The organism is Algoriphagus sanaruensis (genome assembly GCF_001593605.1).
In the GTDB taxonomy this organism is placed as follows: Bacteria; Bacteroidota; Bacteroidia; order Cytophagales; family Cyclobacteriaceae; genus Algoriphagus; species Algoriphagus sanaruensis.
This window is the reverse complement of the sequence record NZ_CP012836.1, coordinates 877,058-892,915: the sequence shown is the minus strand read 5'-3', so window position 1 is coordinate 892,915 and position 15,858 is coordinate 877,058. Positions and strand designations below refer to the sequence as shown.

The 15,858-nt window shown below is 35.8% G+C and carries 19 protein-coding genes; 6 read left to right on the top strand and 13 right to left on the bottom strand.

The genetic code is table 11. From position 1 onward, the window contains the following. Positions 1-80: 80 nt before the first annotated feature. Both AO498_RS04015 and AO498_RS04010 read right to left on the bottom strand, forming a co-directional pair. Entirely contained in the window at positions 81-932 is an 852-nt protein-coding gene (locus AO498_RS04015; protein ID WP_067544020.1) for a BspA family leucine-rich repeat surface protein, read from the bottom strand. Positions 933-1,138: 206 nt separating this feature from the next. Beyond that, positions 1,139-1,675 (bottom strand): hypothetical protein, encoded by a 537-nt coding sequence (locus AO498_RS04010; RefSeq protein WP_067544019.1) that lies wholly within the window; start codon positions 1,673-1,675, stop codon positions 1,139-1,141. Positions 1,676-1,805: 130 nt separating this feature from the next. Between AO498_RS04010 and AO498_RS04005 the strand changes: the two genes are divergently transcribed. Then, positions 1,806-2,108, top strand: coding sequence for a hypothetical protein (locus tag AO498_RS04005; RefSeq protein WP_148660186.1), 303 nt, complete (start codon positions 1,806-1,808; stop codon positions 2,106-2,108). A 143-nt stretch (positions 2,109-2,251) separates the two neighbouring features. On the opposite strand, the gene AO498_RS04000 is transcribed toward AO498_RS04005, so the two are convergent. From AO498_RS04000 to AO498_RS03970, 5 genes are all read right to left on the bottom strand, one after another. Beyond that, the gene (locus AO498_RS04000; protein ID WP_148660185.1) at positions 2,252-2,515 is read right to left on the bottom strand and encodes a hypothetical protein; all 264 of its coding nucleotides are present in this window, start codon (positions 2,513-2,515) and stop codon (positions 2,252-2,254) included. A gap of 302 nt (positions 2,516-2,817) precedes the next feature. Beyond that, positions 2,818-3,105: a hypothetical protein gene (locus tag AO498_RS17140; RefSeq protein ID WP_148660184.1), complete on the bottom strand. Its 288-nt coding sequence runs from the start codon at positions 3,103-3,105 to the stop codon at positions 2,818-2,820. A gap of 7 nt (positions 3,106-3,112) precedes the next feature. Next, entirely contained in the window at positions 3,113-3,607 is a 495-nt protein-coding gene (locus tag AO498_RS03985; RefSeq protein ID WP_148660183.1) for a hypothetical protein, read from the bottom strand. A gap of 6 nt (positions 3,608-3,613) precedes the next feature. Continuing rightward, a complete protein-coding gene (locus AO498_RS03980; RefSeq protein WP_067544007.1) occupies positions 3,614-4,066 on the bottom strand; it encodes a hypothetical protein in 453 nt (150 codons plus the stop codon). A gap of 367 nt (positions 4,067-4,433) precedes the next feature. Further along, positions 4,434-5,963 carry a toxin-antitoxin system YwqK family antitoxin gene (locus AO498_RS03970; protein ID WP_067544003.1) on the bottom strand — a complete coding sequence of 510 codons (1,530 nt, stop codon included), beginning with the start codon at positions 5,961-5,963 and terminating at the stop codon, positions 4,434-4,436. A gap of 355 nt (positions 5,964-6,318) precedes the next feature. On the opposite strand from AO498_RS03970, the gene AO498_RS03965 reads away from it, so the two are divergent. Beyond that, complete coding sequence (locus AO498_RS03965; protein ID WP_067544001.1) at positions 6,319-6,936, top strand: recombinase family protein; 618 nt, start codon at positions 6,319-6,321, stop codon at positions 6,934-6,936. Here the strand turns inward: AO498_RS03965 and AO498_RS03960 are convergent. The 6 genes from AO498_RS03960 to AO498_RS03930 all read right to left on the bottom strand — a co-directional run bounded on the left by AO498_RS03960 (position 6,926) and on the right by AO498_RS03930 (position 12,790). Then, positions 6,926-7,108: a hypothetical protein gene (locus tag AO498_RS03960; protein ID WP_067543999.1), complete on the bottom strand. Its 183-nt coding sequence runs from the start codon at positions 7,106-7,108 to the stop codon at positions 6,926-6,928. The genes AO498_RS03965 and AO498_RS03960 overlap by 11 nt on opposite strands. Positions 7,109-7,427: 319 nt before the next feature. Next, entirely contained in the window at positions 7,428-7,592 is a 165-nt protein-coding gene (locus tag AO498_RS17185) for a hypothetical protein (protein WP_157883965.1), read from the bottom strand. Positions 7,593-7,606: 14 nt separating this feature from the next. Continuing rightward, positions 7,607-7,804 (bottom strand): hypothetical protein, encoded by a 198-nt coding sequence (locus tag AO498_RS17135; RefSeq protein ID WP_148660182.1) that lies wholly within the window; start codon positions 7,802-7,804, stop codon positions 7,607-7,609. An 869-nt stretch (positions 7,805-8,673) separates the two neighbouring features. Beyond that, positions 8,674-10,515, bottom strand: coding sequence for a glutamine--fructose-6-phosphate transaminase (isomerizing) (glmS, locus tag AO498_RS03940; RefSeq protein ID WP_067543991.1), 1,842 nt, complete (start codon positions 10,513-10,515; stop codon positions 8,674-8,676). A 123-nt stretch (positions 10,516-10,638) separates the two neighbouring features. Beyond that, positions 10,639-11,916, bottom strand: a complete 1,278-nt coding sequence (locus AO498_RS03935; RefSeq protein ID WP_067543989.1) for a DUF4270 family protein — start codon at positions 11,914-11,916, stop codon at positions 10,639-10,641. Positions 11,917-11,977: 61 nt separating this feature from the next. Beyond that, the gene (locus tag AO498_RS03930) at positions 11,978-12,790 is read right to left on the bottom strand and encodes a glycogen/starch synthase (protein WP_067543987.1); all 813 of its coding nucleotides are present in this window, start codon (positions 12,788-12,790) and stop codon (positions 11,978-11,980) included. 124 nt (positions 12,791-12,914) lie between these two features. Here AO498_RS03930 and panC point away from each other — a divergent pair, with 124 nt between their 5' ends. From panC to AO498_RS03910, 4 genes are read left to right on the top strand one after another with little or no spacing between them, the layout of a single operon-like run. Continuing rightward, entirely contained in the window at positions 12,915-13,763 is an 849-nt protein-coding gene (gene panC / locus AO498_RS03925) for a pantoate--beta-alanine ligase (RefSeq protein ID WP_067543985.1), read from the top strand. Positions 13,764-13,787: 24 nt separating this feature from the next. After that, a complete protein-coding gene (gene panD, locus AO498_RS03920) occupies positions 13,788-14,135 on the top strand; it encodes an aspartate 1-decarboxylase (RefSeq protein ID WP_067543983.1) in 348 nt (115 codons plus the stop codon). After that, positions 14,135-15,127, top strand: a complete 993-nt coding sequence (locus AO498_RS03915; protein WP_067543982.1) for a lysylphosphatidylglycerol synthase transmembrane domain-containing protein — start codon at positions 14,135-14,137, stop codon at positions 15,125-15,127. Before panD ends, AO498_RS03915 begins: the two co-directional genes overlap by 1 nt. A gap of 44 nt (positions 15,128-15,171) precedes the next feature. After that, the gene (locus AO498_RS03910; RefSeq protein WP_067543980.1) at positions 15,172-15,858 is read left to right on the top strand and encodes a zinc metallopeptidase; all 687 of its coding nucleotides are present in this window, start codon (positions 15,172-15,174) and stop codon (positions 15,856-15,858) included.

Below are 15,858 nucleotides of genomic sequence, written 5' to 3'. Positions count from 1 at the left end.
GTTACAAAAAACCTCCTCCAAAAATGAACCCCAACCGATTTAAGATTGGGGTTCATTTTTTTTCGGAATTTGAAAAGTAATTATTCAGGACAAGTTCCCCATTGGGGTTTGTTTTGTTCAGTTAGAGGAGAATTTTTTGAGAAACCGATTGGTTCAGTTGGAATTTTAGATACACACCATTTAGAGATATTCTGATTGAATTTGGAATCTTCAAACATTAAACTCATATCTGTAACCAAACCTACATCCCAATTTCCAATGGGTTGGTTGAATTTGGACCCTTCGAACATTAAACTCATATCAGTGACCTTGCTTACATTCCAAGTTTCAATAGGTTGATTGAAAGGGGAACCATTGAACATCCGAGTCATATAAATCACATTACTTACATCCCATTTTCCAATAGATTGATTAAAAAAGGAACCTGAGAACATACCACTCATATCGGTAACATTACTTACATCCCATTTTCCAATGGATTGATTAAACGAAGAATCTTCAAACATACCACTCATATTGATAACCTTACTTACATCCCAGTTCTCAACTGGTTGATTGAAAGAGGAACCTTTAAACATACTGGTCATTTTCGTGACATTACTTACGTCCCAGTTCCCTATAGATTGATTGAATTCGGGAATTGTGTCCATCCACCTCATAAGATTTTCAAAATCCCAATCATTTTCTGGATAATTGAATACAGAAAAAAAGAACAACCAACTCATATCAGTAACTAAAGAAGTACAGAGTTTAGTCATATCGACTCCCTCATCTCTCCTTTTCCTAATCAAATCATTATCCACAACCTCATACTCAATTCCGTTGAGAATTTCTTTGTATCCAACCACACAGTTTTCACATTTGACTGTTATTCCATTGGTATCTATGAAAATTCTGGGATTTCCAGAATTTGGGTTGTTTTTATCATCCATTGTTTATCTATCCTTTAAATACAGGAATTTAATCTGAAATGGATTCTTCTCAAAAATCTTCTCATTTCCTTTTTCATTACCGAGATTTCAAGAATCCTCAATTTCACTTTTCATAATCAGATTCTCTCAATTACAAAAAACCTCCTCCAAAAAAGAACCCCAACCGATTTGGATGGGGTTCAAAGTATATATGGAAAAGTGGAAAGTTATTTCATCATCATTTTGGATATCCTCTGAAGGTTATCCATTTCAGTTTGAGTGGATTTGAGTTGAGGGAAAATCATTTGGAATACCCCTTTGATTTTTTGAACCATATTTCTGAAGAAGTTTTCTCCAATGGATTGAACTCCAATAGAAGAAACCACCTTTGAGAGTGTTTTGGTTGATTCTAAGAGGTTCTCCAATATCATCCTCGTATTCTTATTCACTTTATCCAAACTCTCCTCAAATACCTCCTTATATCGGTAATTGGTTTTCTCATATCCCATCCGTTTAATGGATACCAAATACCGTTCGGTTTGAACCGATTTTTGATTGAACTGATAGAGGTTCTCCAATATCGGTCTTAATTCATCCTCCAACTGAGAGTATCTTTTTCTTAGTCCTTCCAATTGGTTTTTTACTCTATCAATTTCATCGTTGAGTTCTCCAAATTCATTGATTTTGGATTCAACATCTTTATTCCTTTGGAATTCGGAGAGAAGTATCTCTCTGATTAATTCCTTCAATTCTGTTCTTTTCATTCTATTCCACTTTAATGATTACTCATATAAATATCAGAAAGTAGAAAAGAAGAGAAATGGATTGTAATTACTTGATATTCAGCCTCTTTAATCGTAAATTAAAGAGTAAAACGAAATGTGTTAAATGATTATGAAACAGAAACTTATGTTGAAGGAAAGTGTGATGAAATTGGTAATGGATAAGTTTGATTCAAATGAAACTCTCTCCATTCTGAAGAGTAATCCATCCATTTTTCTCAGTTGGGGAGTTGAAAGAATCTTTGATGTAGAAGGAAAGGGATTGATGTTAAAAGTGAACGGACATCACCATTGTGGATGGGTACTGATTACGTTGGGTTGGGATGATTATTATAGGGTTCATATCCTCACCAAATTAGGTGAAGTATTGGATTCATTTGAAGGGGTATGTTTTGATGAACTCATTCGAATTTAAAAAGAGAAAATTGAGCAGTAAAATTGGGATAATAAATGTAACGGATTGACTAATTTGTTAAAAATTAGTCAATCCGTTACATAAAGTCAAATTATAAAAAAATTAATTAATGTAATTTGTTAACAGATGAAAATTAGATGAATTTATAACTCTTTTTTAATTGTTTCATATCCTTTGCAATAACAATCTTTGGACATATTTCCATCATTATCGAGTTCCCAAAAATAATTACAATCAGCCCAAAGATTTTTATTTGCTCTACCAGTATTTACCCCTCTATTGTATGAAACCATATCATCACAGGGGCTGGAAGACTCTTGGTAAGTTTCACTACTTTCCTTTGAACTATTACCTCCACATGAATAAACAAACATGGAAATCAAAATAATAACTAATATTCTTCTCATAACATTTTTATATTTTATTAAATTTAATTATTTACATTTATGAATCAAATTTCCTGTTTTCAATATATCCTCTGTCCAAATTTGACTACTCCCACATTCAGGACAACAAAAATTTTCTTTCCCACTAGAATTACATTGTTCACAGGTTGGAACCCACTCTATTTTCTTTAATCCGAGCATTACTTTCCAATCAAAAGATTGTTTTACACTTTGTTTCATTGATTGCTTTGTCATCGTAGCAAAAGTAAGAATCTCATTACATTTGATACATTTAATATTCACATTCATACTTTTTCAATAAATTAACCTTCAGATTGACCTTTATAAAACCCTTTGCAAAAACAATCCTTATTATAGTTATCGTCATAATAATTAAGTATTCCTTCACAAGTAGAGGTTGGGAGTCCAGAAATCCTAGAACCACCTTTATCGTCTTTTCCATATTGAACACCAGCATTATAACTCCTCATATCTTCACAAGGGTCTGATGAACTATTTGTTGTAGTATTATTGTTTGAATTTTTTCCACAGGAAAAAATAAAACAACATAACAAAATAAAAAAGGAACAATTTTTAATTGATTTTTTCATAATAATTTTATTTTTTATCTTTCTGAAATAATATTTGTCCTCCTTTAGAGATGGTTAAGGTTTTTTTACCAGAATAAAGTTCATTATATTTTGGGTCTATATCACCCATTAACATATATTTGTATTTATATTCTCCATTTAGTTCTTTTACGTAAGAACAATAAGAATTTTCTAAACCAGAAATAGTAATTTTTAAAGTCCCACTACTAGCATCTGCTAGGTACCTACCTTCTGAACGACAACTTTGATTTCCACTAACTGTTTCATAATAATTTACGGAACCAGACTTTCCATCCCCAATAAATTGCAATTCTCTATAAACATTATCATACATTCCTCTTGATTCCATATAATTATCTAATCTTTTTTCTAATTCAGAATTCTCCATATACCAACTCCCCTTTGTTAAATCATCAGTGGATATTGTTTTCTCATAATCTGTACAAGAAGTAGACAATACTATCATTCCTAACAATAGTATTAATGAATAACTTTTTTTCATAACGTTTTATTTAAGTATTATTTTTATTGAATCAATTATTTCTTTTTCTCCTAATGGTGTGAAGAAAGATGAACCCTCCGTCCACTTACTGATTACGTGGGAATATTTTACATAAACTGTCATCGTATCTCCCTTCATTTCTCCAATTGGACCAATCACTGTACTTCCTCTTCCAGTTACATCGTTTGTAATTGATACCGAATTGATGGTAGGTACAATAACATCTTTCCAATTTATCAAAGGAGGAAGATTTACGTATTGGATTTCTCCCGTAAATGGATTAAAGTAGGTTTTGGTGATGTTTGCAACCGTATCTCCTTCTCTCAACCACCAATAGAGATTATTACTCCAATAGATATAACTCCTTCTACCCATTGATTTTGTCTCAACTACCTCATCTCCCCTTAATAATCTGACAGAAATCCGTTGAGGATTTTGACCACTTTTGGTCAAATTCATTTAATAGAACCCATTTTCATCTTTTGGTAATCTGAAACGTGGGTCATCATTCAATCCATCATCGAAGGTGAATCGGATTCCCTCACCATCATCAATGATAGTTTTTTCAGTATTCAGAAGGTTACAACCGAATAAATTGATAAGAAGTAGAAAATGGGTGATTCTGATTCTTAATTCGTTTGACACTGAATGAAGGTATTTCTATTACCCCATAAGTGAAATATGTAACTGAGTAAAATTGGGTGATGAAAAATGACACATATTTTTTAATATCAATTCAGAAAAAATGAAAGGGGTATGAATGGACTCCCCTAAAATGAAAAACCACCTCCCAAAAAGAGGTGGTTTTTCATTCATTTTCCTTTTCCTAAGACGAAAATATGGAGGTGATTTTTTGCTTAATCCGTGAGAAAAAATAATTTATTGACCATTGAATTTTCCCTTTATGATAATTTTTTGTCTCAACTAACTGACCTAAATGGTTGTAGGATTCCCAAAGACCTTCCCTCAATCCATTAACATAATTTCCAGTTTCATATCCAAAATCGAATTCATCGTCAGTGGATTTCCAAAGTCCATCAATTACACTTCCATTTTTATAGATTACGGTTCTAACTAAACCCTTTTCATTATCAAAATATTCCCAAATACCCTCCTTTCCATTGTTGAGATAATTTCCTTTTCCATATAACTGACCTAAATAGTTGTAGGATTCCCAAAGACCTTCCCTTTTTCCATTTTGATAATTTCCCTTTTCGGATATGTGACTATTTTCGAAATAGGATTCCCAAAGACCTTCTTCCAATCCATTATGATAATTTCGTTTTTGGTATAACTGACCTTTACGGTGATAGGATTCCCAAAGACCTTCCCTTTTTCCATTTTGATAATTTCCCTTTTCGGATATGTGACCATTTTCATCGTATGATTCCCATAATCCATCCGCCTTTTTACTGTCGATATAACTCCCTCTTTCTCTCAATTGTCCGTTTTGATTATAGGATTCAAAATAACCATTCCTCAATCCATTAAGATAATTTCCTCTTTCCTCTAATTGACCATTTTCGTGGTAGTATTCCCACAATCCATCTCTTTTATCGTTGAGATAATTTCCTTTATCTCTCAATTGACCATTTTGGTGGTAGGATTCCCACAATCCATCTCTTTTATCGTTGAGATAATTTCCTTTATCTCTCAATTGACCATTTTGGTGGTAGGATTCCCAAAGACCCTCCCTTTTTCCATTTTGATAATTTCCCTTTTTCTTTAATTGACCATATTCATAGTATGATTCCCATAACCCATCAATGATTTCCCCATCTTCACAGGTTAAGGTTCTAAGTAAAATTCCATCATTATCATAGTACTTTTGGATTCCGTGAAGGAGGTTGTTTTTGAATTGGTTACTTTCCTTTAATACACCATTTTTAAAAACTAATTCTCCAACTTTTTCTCCTCCAATTTCAAAAATCTGAAAAACCCCATCTTTCTTTCCCTTAGAGTAATTTCCTTTTTCCCTCAGAATTCCATTATCAAAATATTCTTTCCATTCACCCTCTCTTTTTCCATCAAAATAGTTTCCTAAAAATTTCAAATTCCCATTAGGATAGAATTCCTCAAAAAGTCCATCCTTAATTCCCTCCTCAGTTTTCTTTTCCTTTGGTGAAGTAGGTTTAATATCCACATCGGATAAAGAATTGTAAAAATCTGCTATAAGTTTAAGGTTTGAAATAATCAATAGGAGAATTACCCCAAAAAGGATGAAGGAGAAAAACAGATACTTAATTGAAGGTAAACTCCCATCACCAAAAAAATAAACCCAAAGTGGAATTCCCATAACAACCAAAATCAATAGGGTTGTAAATGAACCTATTCCGAATGTGTTTATCTTTTTCATATCTGATTGTTTTTCTTTGATTCAAAATAGGTCAGAAAATTCACTAATTCAAAAGGTCTAAAAACCACCTCTCTTTGGAAGTAAGAAAAAAAAATGAGGAGGAATTTCACCCAATTCCTCCCCTCACCAACAAAAATCAAAGTCACCTTCTCTTTGAGAATTTTTCAATCTGAAACGAAAGTAAATTCTGCGAATCGGTTTTCCCAAAAGAAATAGGTAAAGTAGGTGCCATTTGATGATTCCTTCTTCGTTACCCAATAATTCACAATAAAAATGATAACATCTTCGCTAATTTTCTAGTTGGAAATCATCCCCATTTTGGTTAAATTAAATCTGAAAGAAAAACAGAAACACTATGGGTATGAAAGTGAAGTACAACCGAACCTCCACCATCAATCAGAGTGGGGAGAGATATAAGTTGGATTCGGAGAAGTATGAATTAACCCTCTTTGATAAAGGGGTAAGTGGTAAAGTTCCATTTAAGGAAAGGGAAAAAGGAAAAGTATTAGTGGAACTTATTCAAAAAGGTGAAGTGGAAACTGTGGTGGTGGAAGAATTATCGAGGTTGGGTAGAAATACTGTAGATGTTCTTACCAATCTCCAATGGTTGGAAGAAATGGGTGTGAATGTGGTAGTGAGAGGTATGGGTAATCTTCAATCACATATTGATGGAAAGAAGAATCCAATTTGGAATCTGATTACTTCAGTGATGAGTTCACTTTATGAATTGGAAAGAGAACAAATCAGAGAGAGAACCGAAAGTGGAAGGAAGATGTATGTAATCAATGGAGGTAAGTTGGGTAGAAAGGTTGGAAGTAATGAGAATCTCCAATCGTTCCTTCAGAAACCGAAGGTTAAACAAATTCAATCCCTTTTGGAAAAGGGTAAATCGGTTAGAGATATCTGTGGAAGATTATCAGTTTCACCATCCACCGTTACTAAAGTGAAAAAATCCCTATCCCTTACTTTTTGATTTTTACCGAAGGAAGAGATTTCCAATACTCATTGGATTTAGGGGAAGTAAGACCACCGATGTAATTTCCATCACTCAAATGGAGGTTGGGTTCAATCAAACCCCTTTCCTCCAATTCTCTGAGTGTATAGCTCCCCAATGATTTTTTGAACCGTTTATTTTCCTTATTCATATCTCTGAATTTACGGAAAATTTGAATCTGAATTCTTTTCTGCAGAGCATTTAGTTTTTACTGTTTTATACACATCTATAAAAAATTTATTTGTTAGATAAAGTCTATCATTTTATGATTCATTTTAAATTCTGATAGAATAGATTGATTTCAATTACCACTCCCTATCAAATTGTTCTCCCAATCAATCAAATCCTTTCTTCTGATGTACTTTGAATGAGATGATATTTCAATTACAGGTAGATTTCTTTCTTTAATCCACAACTCAAACGTTGTTCTATCAATCCCATACATCTTCATTATCTCTTTCTTCGGTATTCTATCTTCTTTTTCGTTCATATTTATTCCTTTTATCAGTTACACTTTTTAAAATGAATTTTGATTCACCATCCATTTTTTCAGAATCTATTCCATTTAAAACTTCATTGATTCTTCTTTCAATTCCTTCAACATCAATTCTGTGATGCTTTTTCTTTCTTTCCATTTTTCCATCGGTTCTTAATTCCTTTCCATAACCAATTTTACTATTTCACTTACTCTTTTGATTCTTTCTTTTTTAGTTGCTATTGATTTCAATTCATCTTTCCTCAATTGAATTTCAGTATCAACTTTCAGTAATTCCTTTCTCAAATTTTTAAAGAACTCATCTGAGTTATCTTTTATCCAATTGAGTTCTTTTTTATTCAGTTTTCTCATTTTAATAGGTTTTAATGGGTTTAATTGATTTTTGGTATTTGGGATATCAATTCTTAGAAATCTCTTCTTAAAATCAATTTTTGATACCTTCTCAGTGTATAAACTATTAAAGTTTAGATACACCAATCCCCTTACAGATTTTTTAGAATCTTTTCAGAGTTTTAATTCTATACTTCCTCAGACCAGTTCGTTTGAATCACCCATATCTGATTTATAATAGAACCATTTTCGATACTATCGGAGAAACCTCTTCCGTTATGTTTGGACGTTATTTCAATCCCACAGAATACTATCCGACTTCTGACCCGATACTAATGGACTCCTTTCGGGTGTGAAGTGTTGAACCCTTTGTTGGACACTACATATCAGATATAAATATTAGGTAGTGAGAGAAAACGTTAAAAAAATGGGGTGAAAATTGATGTAATTTCTTAATTAACTGAATATCAGTTAGAAAAATTTTAAATTTTTATAAAACGAAAAGTACCGAACTTTTTCCCCTTTTAGGGACTGAAAATCCTTAAAAAACTTTTTAAATGATTTATAAGGTCTCACTTCAAAATCAGAAAATTCCACAAAATCAATTCGGTTTACCCGTTCCAACCTCTTCAATCCTTTTTGATAGATTGAAAAAACGTGGGTATTGGTAAACCGATGATTTTCTGGCGTCAAATACCCCTCATCATTCAGTTTCTTTGCAATCAAACGATATCCCAAAGGGGTAAGAATATGTTCTTTTAAACCCCTTATTTTGGTGAAAATTTCATCTTGATATTGGGAATAATTTGATTCCCAAAGATGAGTAGTTTCTATTGATATAGAGAATGTTATGAGTGATTTTAGGGGGTAAGAAAATTGAACTAAATCAATTATTCCACCGTAACCGACTTCGCTAAATTTCTTGGCTGATCCACATTGCAACCCCTCAATACAGCAATATGATAAGATAATAATTGAAGAGGAACGACAGATAACAGCGGCGTAAATGCCTCATTAGTAGGAGGAATTTCAATCACATGATCTGCTAAGGCCTTCACCTGAATATCTCCCTCTGTGACTACTGCTATCACCTTTCCTTTTCTCGCTTTTACTTCTTGAATGTTACTTACCACTTTTTCATAGGAGCTGTCAAGTGTAGCAATGAAAATTACAGGCATTTCCTCATCGATAAGAGCAATAGGACCATGCTTCATTTCTGCGGCAGGATAACCTTCAGCATGGATATAGGAGATCTCTTTCAATTTCAATGCTCCTTCCAAGGCCACAGGGAAATTATATCCTCGACCTAGGTATAACATATTTCTAGCATCTTTGTATTGCTCCGCAATCGACTTTACGATTTCATTGGTTTGAAGAGCTCTTTCGACCTTATTGGGAATATCTGCCAATTCATGAAGCATCAAAATATATTTGCTCTCAGGAAGTGTCCCGCGTTGGTAGCCAAGCTTAAGTGCCATCATCGTTAGTACCGAGATCTGAGCGGTAAACGCTTTGGTAGACGCTACACCAATTTCAGGTCCGGCATGGGTGTAGGAACCCGCATGTGTTGCTCTTGGAATGGAAGAACCCACCACATTACACACACCAAAAATGGTAGCACCTTTCGATTTCGCTAATTCAATAGCTGCCAAAGTATCTGCCGTTTCTCCTGACTGTGAAATAGCAATCACAAAATCTTTGTCACTAATTACGGGATTCCGATAGCGGAATTCACTCGCATATTCTACTTCGACCGGTACCCTTGCAAATTCCTCAAACAGGTATTCTGCGACCAAGCCTGCATGCCATGAAGTCCCACAGGCGGTAATAATAATCCGCTCTGCATTTTGGAACTTATTCATGTAATCTCGCAAGCCCCCCAGCACTAATCTTCCAGACTTCGGATCCAATCTACCTCGAAGACAATCCGCTATCGATTTGGGTTGCTCATAAATTTCTTTGAGCATGAAATGCTCAAAACCGCCCTTTTCAATGGCTTCGAGTTCAAGTTCTAGCTGATCGATATAAGGACTGGTTTCGATATTTTCAATGGTTTTTACCTGAAGTTTGCCGTCGCGGATTACAGCAATTTCGTAGTCATCCAAATAGACCACTTTATTGGTATACTCAACGATAGGAGTTGCATCTGAAGCTAGGAAAAATTCATCTTCACCAACACCGATAACCAAAGGGGATCCTTTTCTAGCTGCAATTAAAGTATCTGGCTCTTCAAGATTGATTAAAACGATCGCATAGGCTCCTACCACTTTTTGAAGGGCCAATCTCAAGGCCTCCTCAAGTGAACAGTTGTTGTTTACGAATATATCCTCAATAAACTTGACAAATACTTCAGTGTCTGTCTCACTTTGAAACACATATCCCTTTTGAAGCAAATCCTTCTTCAGAACCTCATAGTTTTCAATTATTCCATTATGGATCATTGCAAAACGTTCTGAAGAAGAATAATGGGGGTGGGCATTGACGTCATTTGGCTCTCCATGGGTGGCCCATCTGGTATGACCAATCCCAATTTTTGAAAGGAGATTACCGTTTTCTTCCAAATGTCTTTCGAGTTCGGAGACTTTACCTTTCTTTTTATAAACACTAAGACCTTTTTGATCGATCAATGCGACCCCGGCTGAATCATACCCTCGATATTCGAGTCGCTTAAGTCCTTTTAGAATAATGGGTAGAGCCTCTTGTTGCCCTACATACGCTACAATTCCACACATAAATAAAAATTGTCAAAAGTTGGTTTTTACTTCCGCAAAGAAACAGGAATAATGCCAAAAAAAATAATCCACTTTCTTAAAAACAGAGAGTGGATTAGGAGTACTTTTTTGAAATCGATTGCGCTATCTTCTTTTGGAATAAATCACTTTTATCTTGATTTTATCTTTGTTGACCACAAATTGCCTCAATGACTTTTTAAAATCATCATCTTGAGAGGCCGTTGTAACCAAGCCTCCATACAACAACCAATCTGTTCGAGTTAATTCTCCTCTAAAAATTGCATTTAAATACGAAGAGATATCTACCGAATATTTTTTGCTAGTCTCAGAGAAAATAGACTGAGCAGGTGCTCTCACCGGCAAGATAGTATTATCATCCCCATCCAATTCGGTTTGTGGCTGCCCTGTTAATTGTAAGGTTAGCGGATTGTTATCCAAATCTCTCCTTATGAATTTATTTCGTTGATCAGTAAAATAGATGTAATAAGAAAACATGGCATTTTGACCCTCAGGAATAGCATCCACTTCTCCAATTTCAAATAATACTTGATTGAAATTAATTCCTTGTAGCGTATCCAAAAATTGATCAATCGGAGATGTATCAATTTTTAAAGCCATTCCAAGACCAGCCTTCATTCCTACTTTTGAGCCAACATCATACGATAGATTCGCTTGGGTAATCGCTTCAGTTGGAGTTCCGGTTCGATCGCTTTCTATCCCAACAAAGGCACGGCTTGAGCCAGTTGACAACCGGTATAAAGTGGATACAGTATCTTCTGGATAATGGTAGTAAACCATTAAGCCAGTATTTACTCCTTGTTGTAATCCTAAGGTGGTCTGGTCTCCATCTGTTGCTTTGATGGCCACACCAGGGTAGAGTCTTCTGAAAGACAATAGATTATCAAATTCAGGCCCCCTCTTCATATAGCTAAATAGCTCTTCAGAGAATTCAGGTTTGACAGAAAGATTTACAATGGTATCCTTAACTTCATCGAAAACAACCTCTCCTTTCGCAAAAGGATCAAGTTCAAAATCTACTTTATCAGAGGTATAATAAACAGTATCCAAAATAGGTTCGATCAATTTATGCACCGAGTAAGTTTTTGGTGCAGTAAGATCTTCACCATTAACGGCTATCACGTCCAACGCGAAAAACATACTATCAAGAATTGCTTCGCTTAATGGGCGATCAGCAGATACATCTATAAATAGCCTCGAATAGGTAGTGGCCTCAGTTGTCCCAAAGAAAGGATCGGTTTCATGACCAACTACCAAAACTCCCCTAGAAACAGGGTTAGTAGAAGAAGTTAGAGAATCTACCAAAACCATTTCTGCGTCTAGCACAAATTCCTCGTAAAACACCCCGATTTGATTGTTATCAGGTGCTAATTCCAGACCCACCGAGGCGGGGTCGCTGCAAGAATTGAGAAGAATTGTGGAAAAAAGTGCTAGTGCGAGTAATTTAACCCGCAAGACTGGTATAGACACCATATAGGTCCTCGTGAGCTTGCTGCTCCTCTTCAATACTGATCTCAAGCTTTTTATCTTTAGAGAAATCCTCAATTAGTTGGGTAAGTTCTGCAGAAACTTCAGAGCCTTTTACGACCATATCGGCATACTCCATGCCCATACGAATAAAGCCTTCAAAGTCTTTGCTTTTCAAAGGTGCTAAAATAGTGTCATCGATGTCCACCATCTTAACCTTGTTTAACAAATCGTCGCCAAAGGTATGAGAAAATCCATTGTTATAAATAGCAAAGACCGTTTTGGTGTCCTTGAAGAGCGGATCATTTTTGTAAGTTGTTTTCAGATACATTGGAATTAGGGAAGTCATCCAATCATTACAATGCACAACATCAGGAGCCCAACCAAGCTTCTTAACAGTCTCAATAACTCCTTTGCAGAAAAATATAGCTCGCTCATCATTATCCTCATAGAAGCGTTGCTGCTTGTCATGAAAGACGCTCTTTCGTTGAAAATAATCTTCATTATCAATAAAATACACCTGAAGCTTTGCATTTGGAATTGAGGCCACTTTGATAATTAATGGCTTTTCTTCATCTCCTACCGCAATGTTAATCCCCGATAGTCTTACTACTTCATGAAGTCGGTTTTTTCGCTCATTGATCAACCCAAATCGAGGAACCAATATTCGAATCTCCATTCCACGCTCTTGCATGGCTTGAGGAAGACTTCTTAGGAAATTGGCTACTTCTGAGGTTTGGAGGAAGGGGTTGATTTCACTAGCAACGTAGAGGATACGTAGTTTGGACATGTAATTGGGATTTTGGTATTTGTCAGAAACAACGCGACAAAGGTAAGAAAAAAAAGCCTAAATGCATTGGATTTCTGGATATTAATCTAGTTTTGCGGCAATTTAGCCCAAACGTTACCCTCTCGTGAAGCTAGTCTACTCCCCTGCTGAATGGAATCCCCTTTGGCTCAATCATCTTCGTGAAAATCAAAAAATAGGATTTGTCCCAACAATGGGCGCACTTCACGAAGGACATCTTGATCTAGTAAGAAAAGCTCTTGAAACTGCCGATGTCACCGTCGTATCTATTTTTGTAAATCCGACACAATTCAATAACTCCACAGATTTTGAAAAATATCCTAATACCTTAAGTCAGGATATCGCCTTATTGGAAAAATATGGAATAGACTACCTATTTATACCAGACACAAAAACGATGTATCAAGAATTACCGAAGTTAAAAATCGACTTTGGGGATTTGGAACATGTACTTGAAGGCAAATTTAGACCCGGTCATTTTAACGGAGTAGGAATTGTTGTTGCCAAACTTTTCAATATGATCCGACCCTCTATTGCTTTTTTTGGTCAAAAGGATCTCCAGCAAGTGGCAGTTATCAAACGGCTTGTCTATGATCTTAATTTTCCGGTAGAGCTTATTACGGTTCCTACTAAAAGGGAGCTTGATGGATTAGCAATGTCCTCCAGAAACCTCCGCCTAAGCCCCACTGAAAGAAAGCAAGCTTTGATCCTGATTAACTGTTTGAGGTTTGCAAAAAACGAACTACTCTCCGGAAAATCTTGGAGGACTGTAAAATCAATTGTCGCACAAAAGTTTCAAGATGCTGAAGGAACTACATTAGAATATTTTGAATTGATTCAGCCGAATACATTCGAGATATATGATGAGTTCGATTCAAACTTAACCTCCTCAATATGCGTTGCTGCTTTTGTCGGAGAAATCCGTCTGATCGATAATCTTCCGATTATTGGATAATTTCGCTTTTGAAAATCTAAACCAATGCAAATTCAAGTACTGAAATCAAAAATTCACCGGGTAAAAATCACCCAGGCTGAACTTCATTATGTCGGCTCTATTACCATTGATGAAGATTTAATGGATGCAGCCAATCTAATTGAAAATGAAAAGGTCCAAGTAGTCAATGTGAATAATGGTGAGCGATTGGAAACCTATGTGATCAAGGGTGAAAGAGGAAGCGGAAAAGTGTGTCTCAATGGACCAGCTGCACGCAAAGCTGCTGTTGGAGATATTGTAATTATTATTTCCTATGCAGGTATGGAACTTGAAGAAGCAAAAAAATTTAAGCCTGTCTTAATTTTCCCTGATGAAAAAAATCGGATTATTTAATGACCATATCCAAAATTAAAAATCTGATCCAGCTGGCTTTATCCTTAGGGATAGCAGGCTGGATTTTTTGGTATTTATACAAGGATATAGAGGTCTCATCCCTATGGTCTCAACTGAAATCCAGTAATTGGATCTGGATTGAGGCATCTCTTTCCATTGCTTGGCTAGGCTTTTGGATAAGAGGATGGAGGTGGTCACTTTTGATTCAAGACCCTACTGGAAGTAAAGTCTCCGCAAACAGGGCGTACCATGCAGCAATGGTTGGATACTTAGCCAACTTAATGATTCCTAGAGCAGGTGAACTAGTTCGCTGTGGGATGTTATCCAAAACGAATGGCAAACCTGTTGGCCATTTAATCGGAACTGTTTTGGTAGAGCGAAGTATAGATTTGCTCTTCCTGATTGGAACTATCATTTTGGCATTCTTGGTCGAAAACCAACTTTTTACATCCTTGGCATCTCAACTTATCGACATTCCTAGTCTACTAATTAAGCTTAACCGCCATTGGCCTACTGTACTTGCAGGTTTGACTGTCTTTGGATTAATCCTGTATTACTTCTTTTCCAAGTTTCGAAATCATGGTCTAGTAGCCAAGCTTAAAGCTTTTGCAAGACAAATGCTTTCAGGAATAAAATCTATCCAGTCCCTGAGACAACCAAAGGGCTTTTGGCTCAGTTCTTTGACCATTTGGATTTTTTACTTTCTTACTATGGCGACTGTTGCCTTTGGAATTCCGAGCACTGCCAATTTGACTTATGGAGAAGTACTTTTAGTGATGGTGATGGGTAGTATTGGCATGGTTGCACCGGTTCAAGGGGGTATTGGAACCTTTCATGCCCTAGTGGCTTACATTTTGATTCAGTTTGGAGTAATTGAAACTGATGCAAAAATATTTGCAGCCATCATTCATGGTACTCAAGTTTTGCTAGTTTTGATCACTGGACTTTACAGCTGGATCTACCTGTTGAGAGTTCAAACCAAAACAACCTAATTAACCATTCATCCGTAATCACACCCAGTTAAACCAATATACCAATGATTATCTTAATCGTAGTCGTATTCGCAATCCTCGGGTTTGTTGTCAGCAGCAGACTCAAAAGCAAGTTTAGAAAATATTCTCAAACTGCCCTTCAAGCAAATCTTTCTGGGGCAGAGATCGCCAAACTCATGTTGGCAGATCATCATATTCACGATGTTCAGGTTGTTTGTGTAGAAGGTCAGCTTACTGACCATTACAACCCAATGAATAAAACTGTCAATCTATCCCCAGATGTTTATTATGGAAGAAATGCTGCCGCCACAGCTGTAGCAGCACACGAATGTGGACACGCTGTTCAGCATGCTACCTCCTATGCATGGCTTAACTTCCGATCTGCATTGGTTCCAATCCAAAACATCTCTGGAAAAATTCTAAATGTAGTATTGATCGCTTCCCTCTTCGGAGGATTTGCTTTAGGCCTTCCTGTACCGATAATCGGATATATTGTAGTAGGGTCTTATTCTGTCATGACTTTATTCACCTTGGTTACTCTTCCAGTTGAATTTGACGCATCTAATAGAGCATTAGCTTGGGTACAAAGTCGAAATATCGTAACCCGGCCGGAATACGAAATGTCTAAAGATGCTCTAAAATGGGCAGCCATGACCTATGTCGTAGCGGCTTTAGCCTCTTTGGCCACATTAGCATACTATATATTTATTTTCTTTGGCAATAGAGATTGA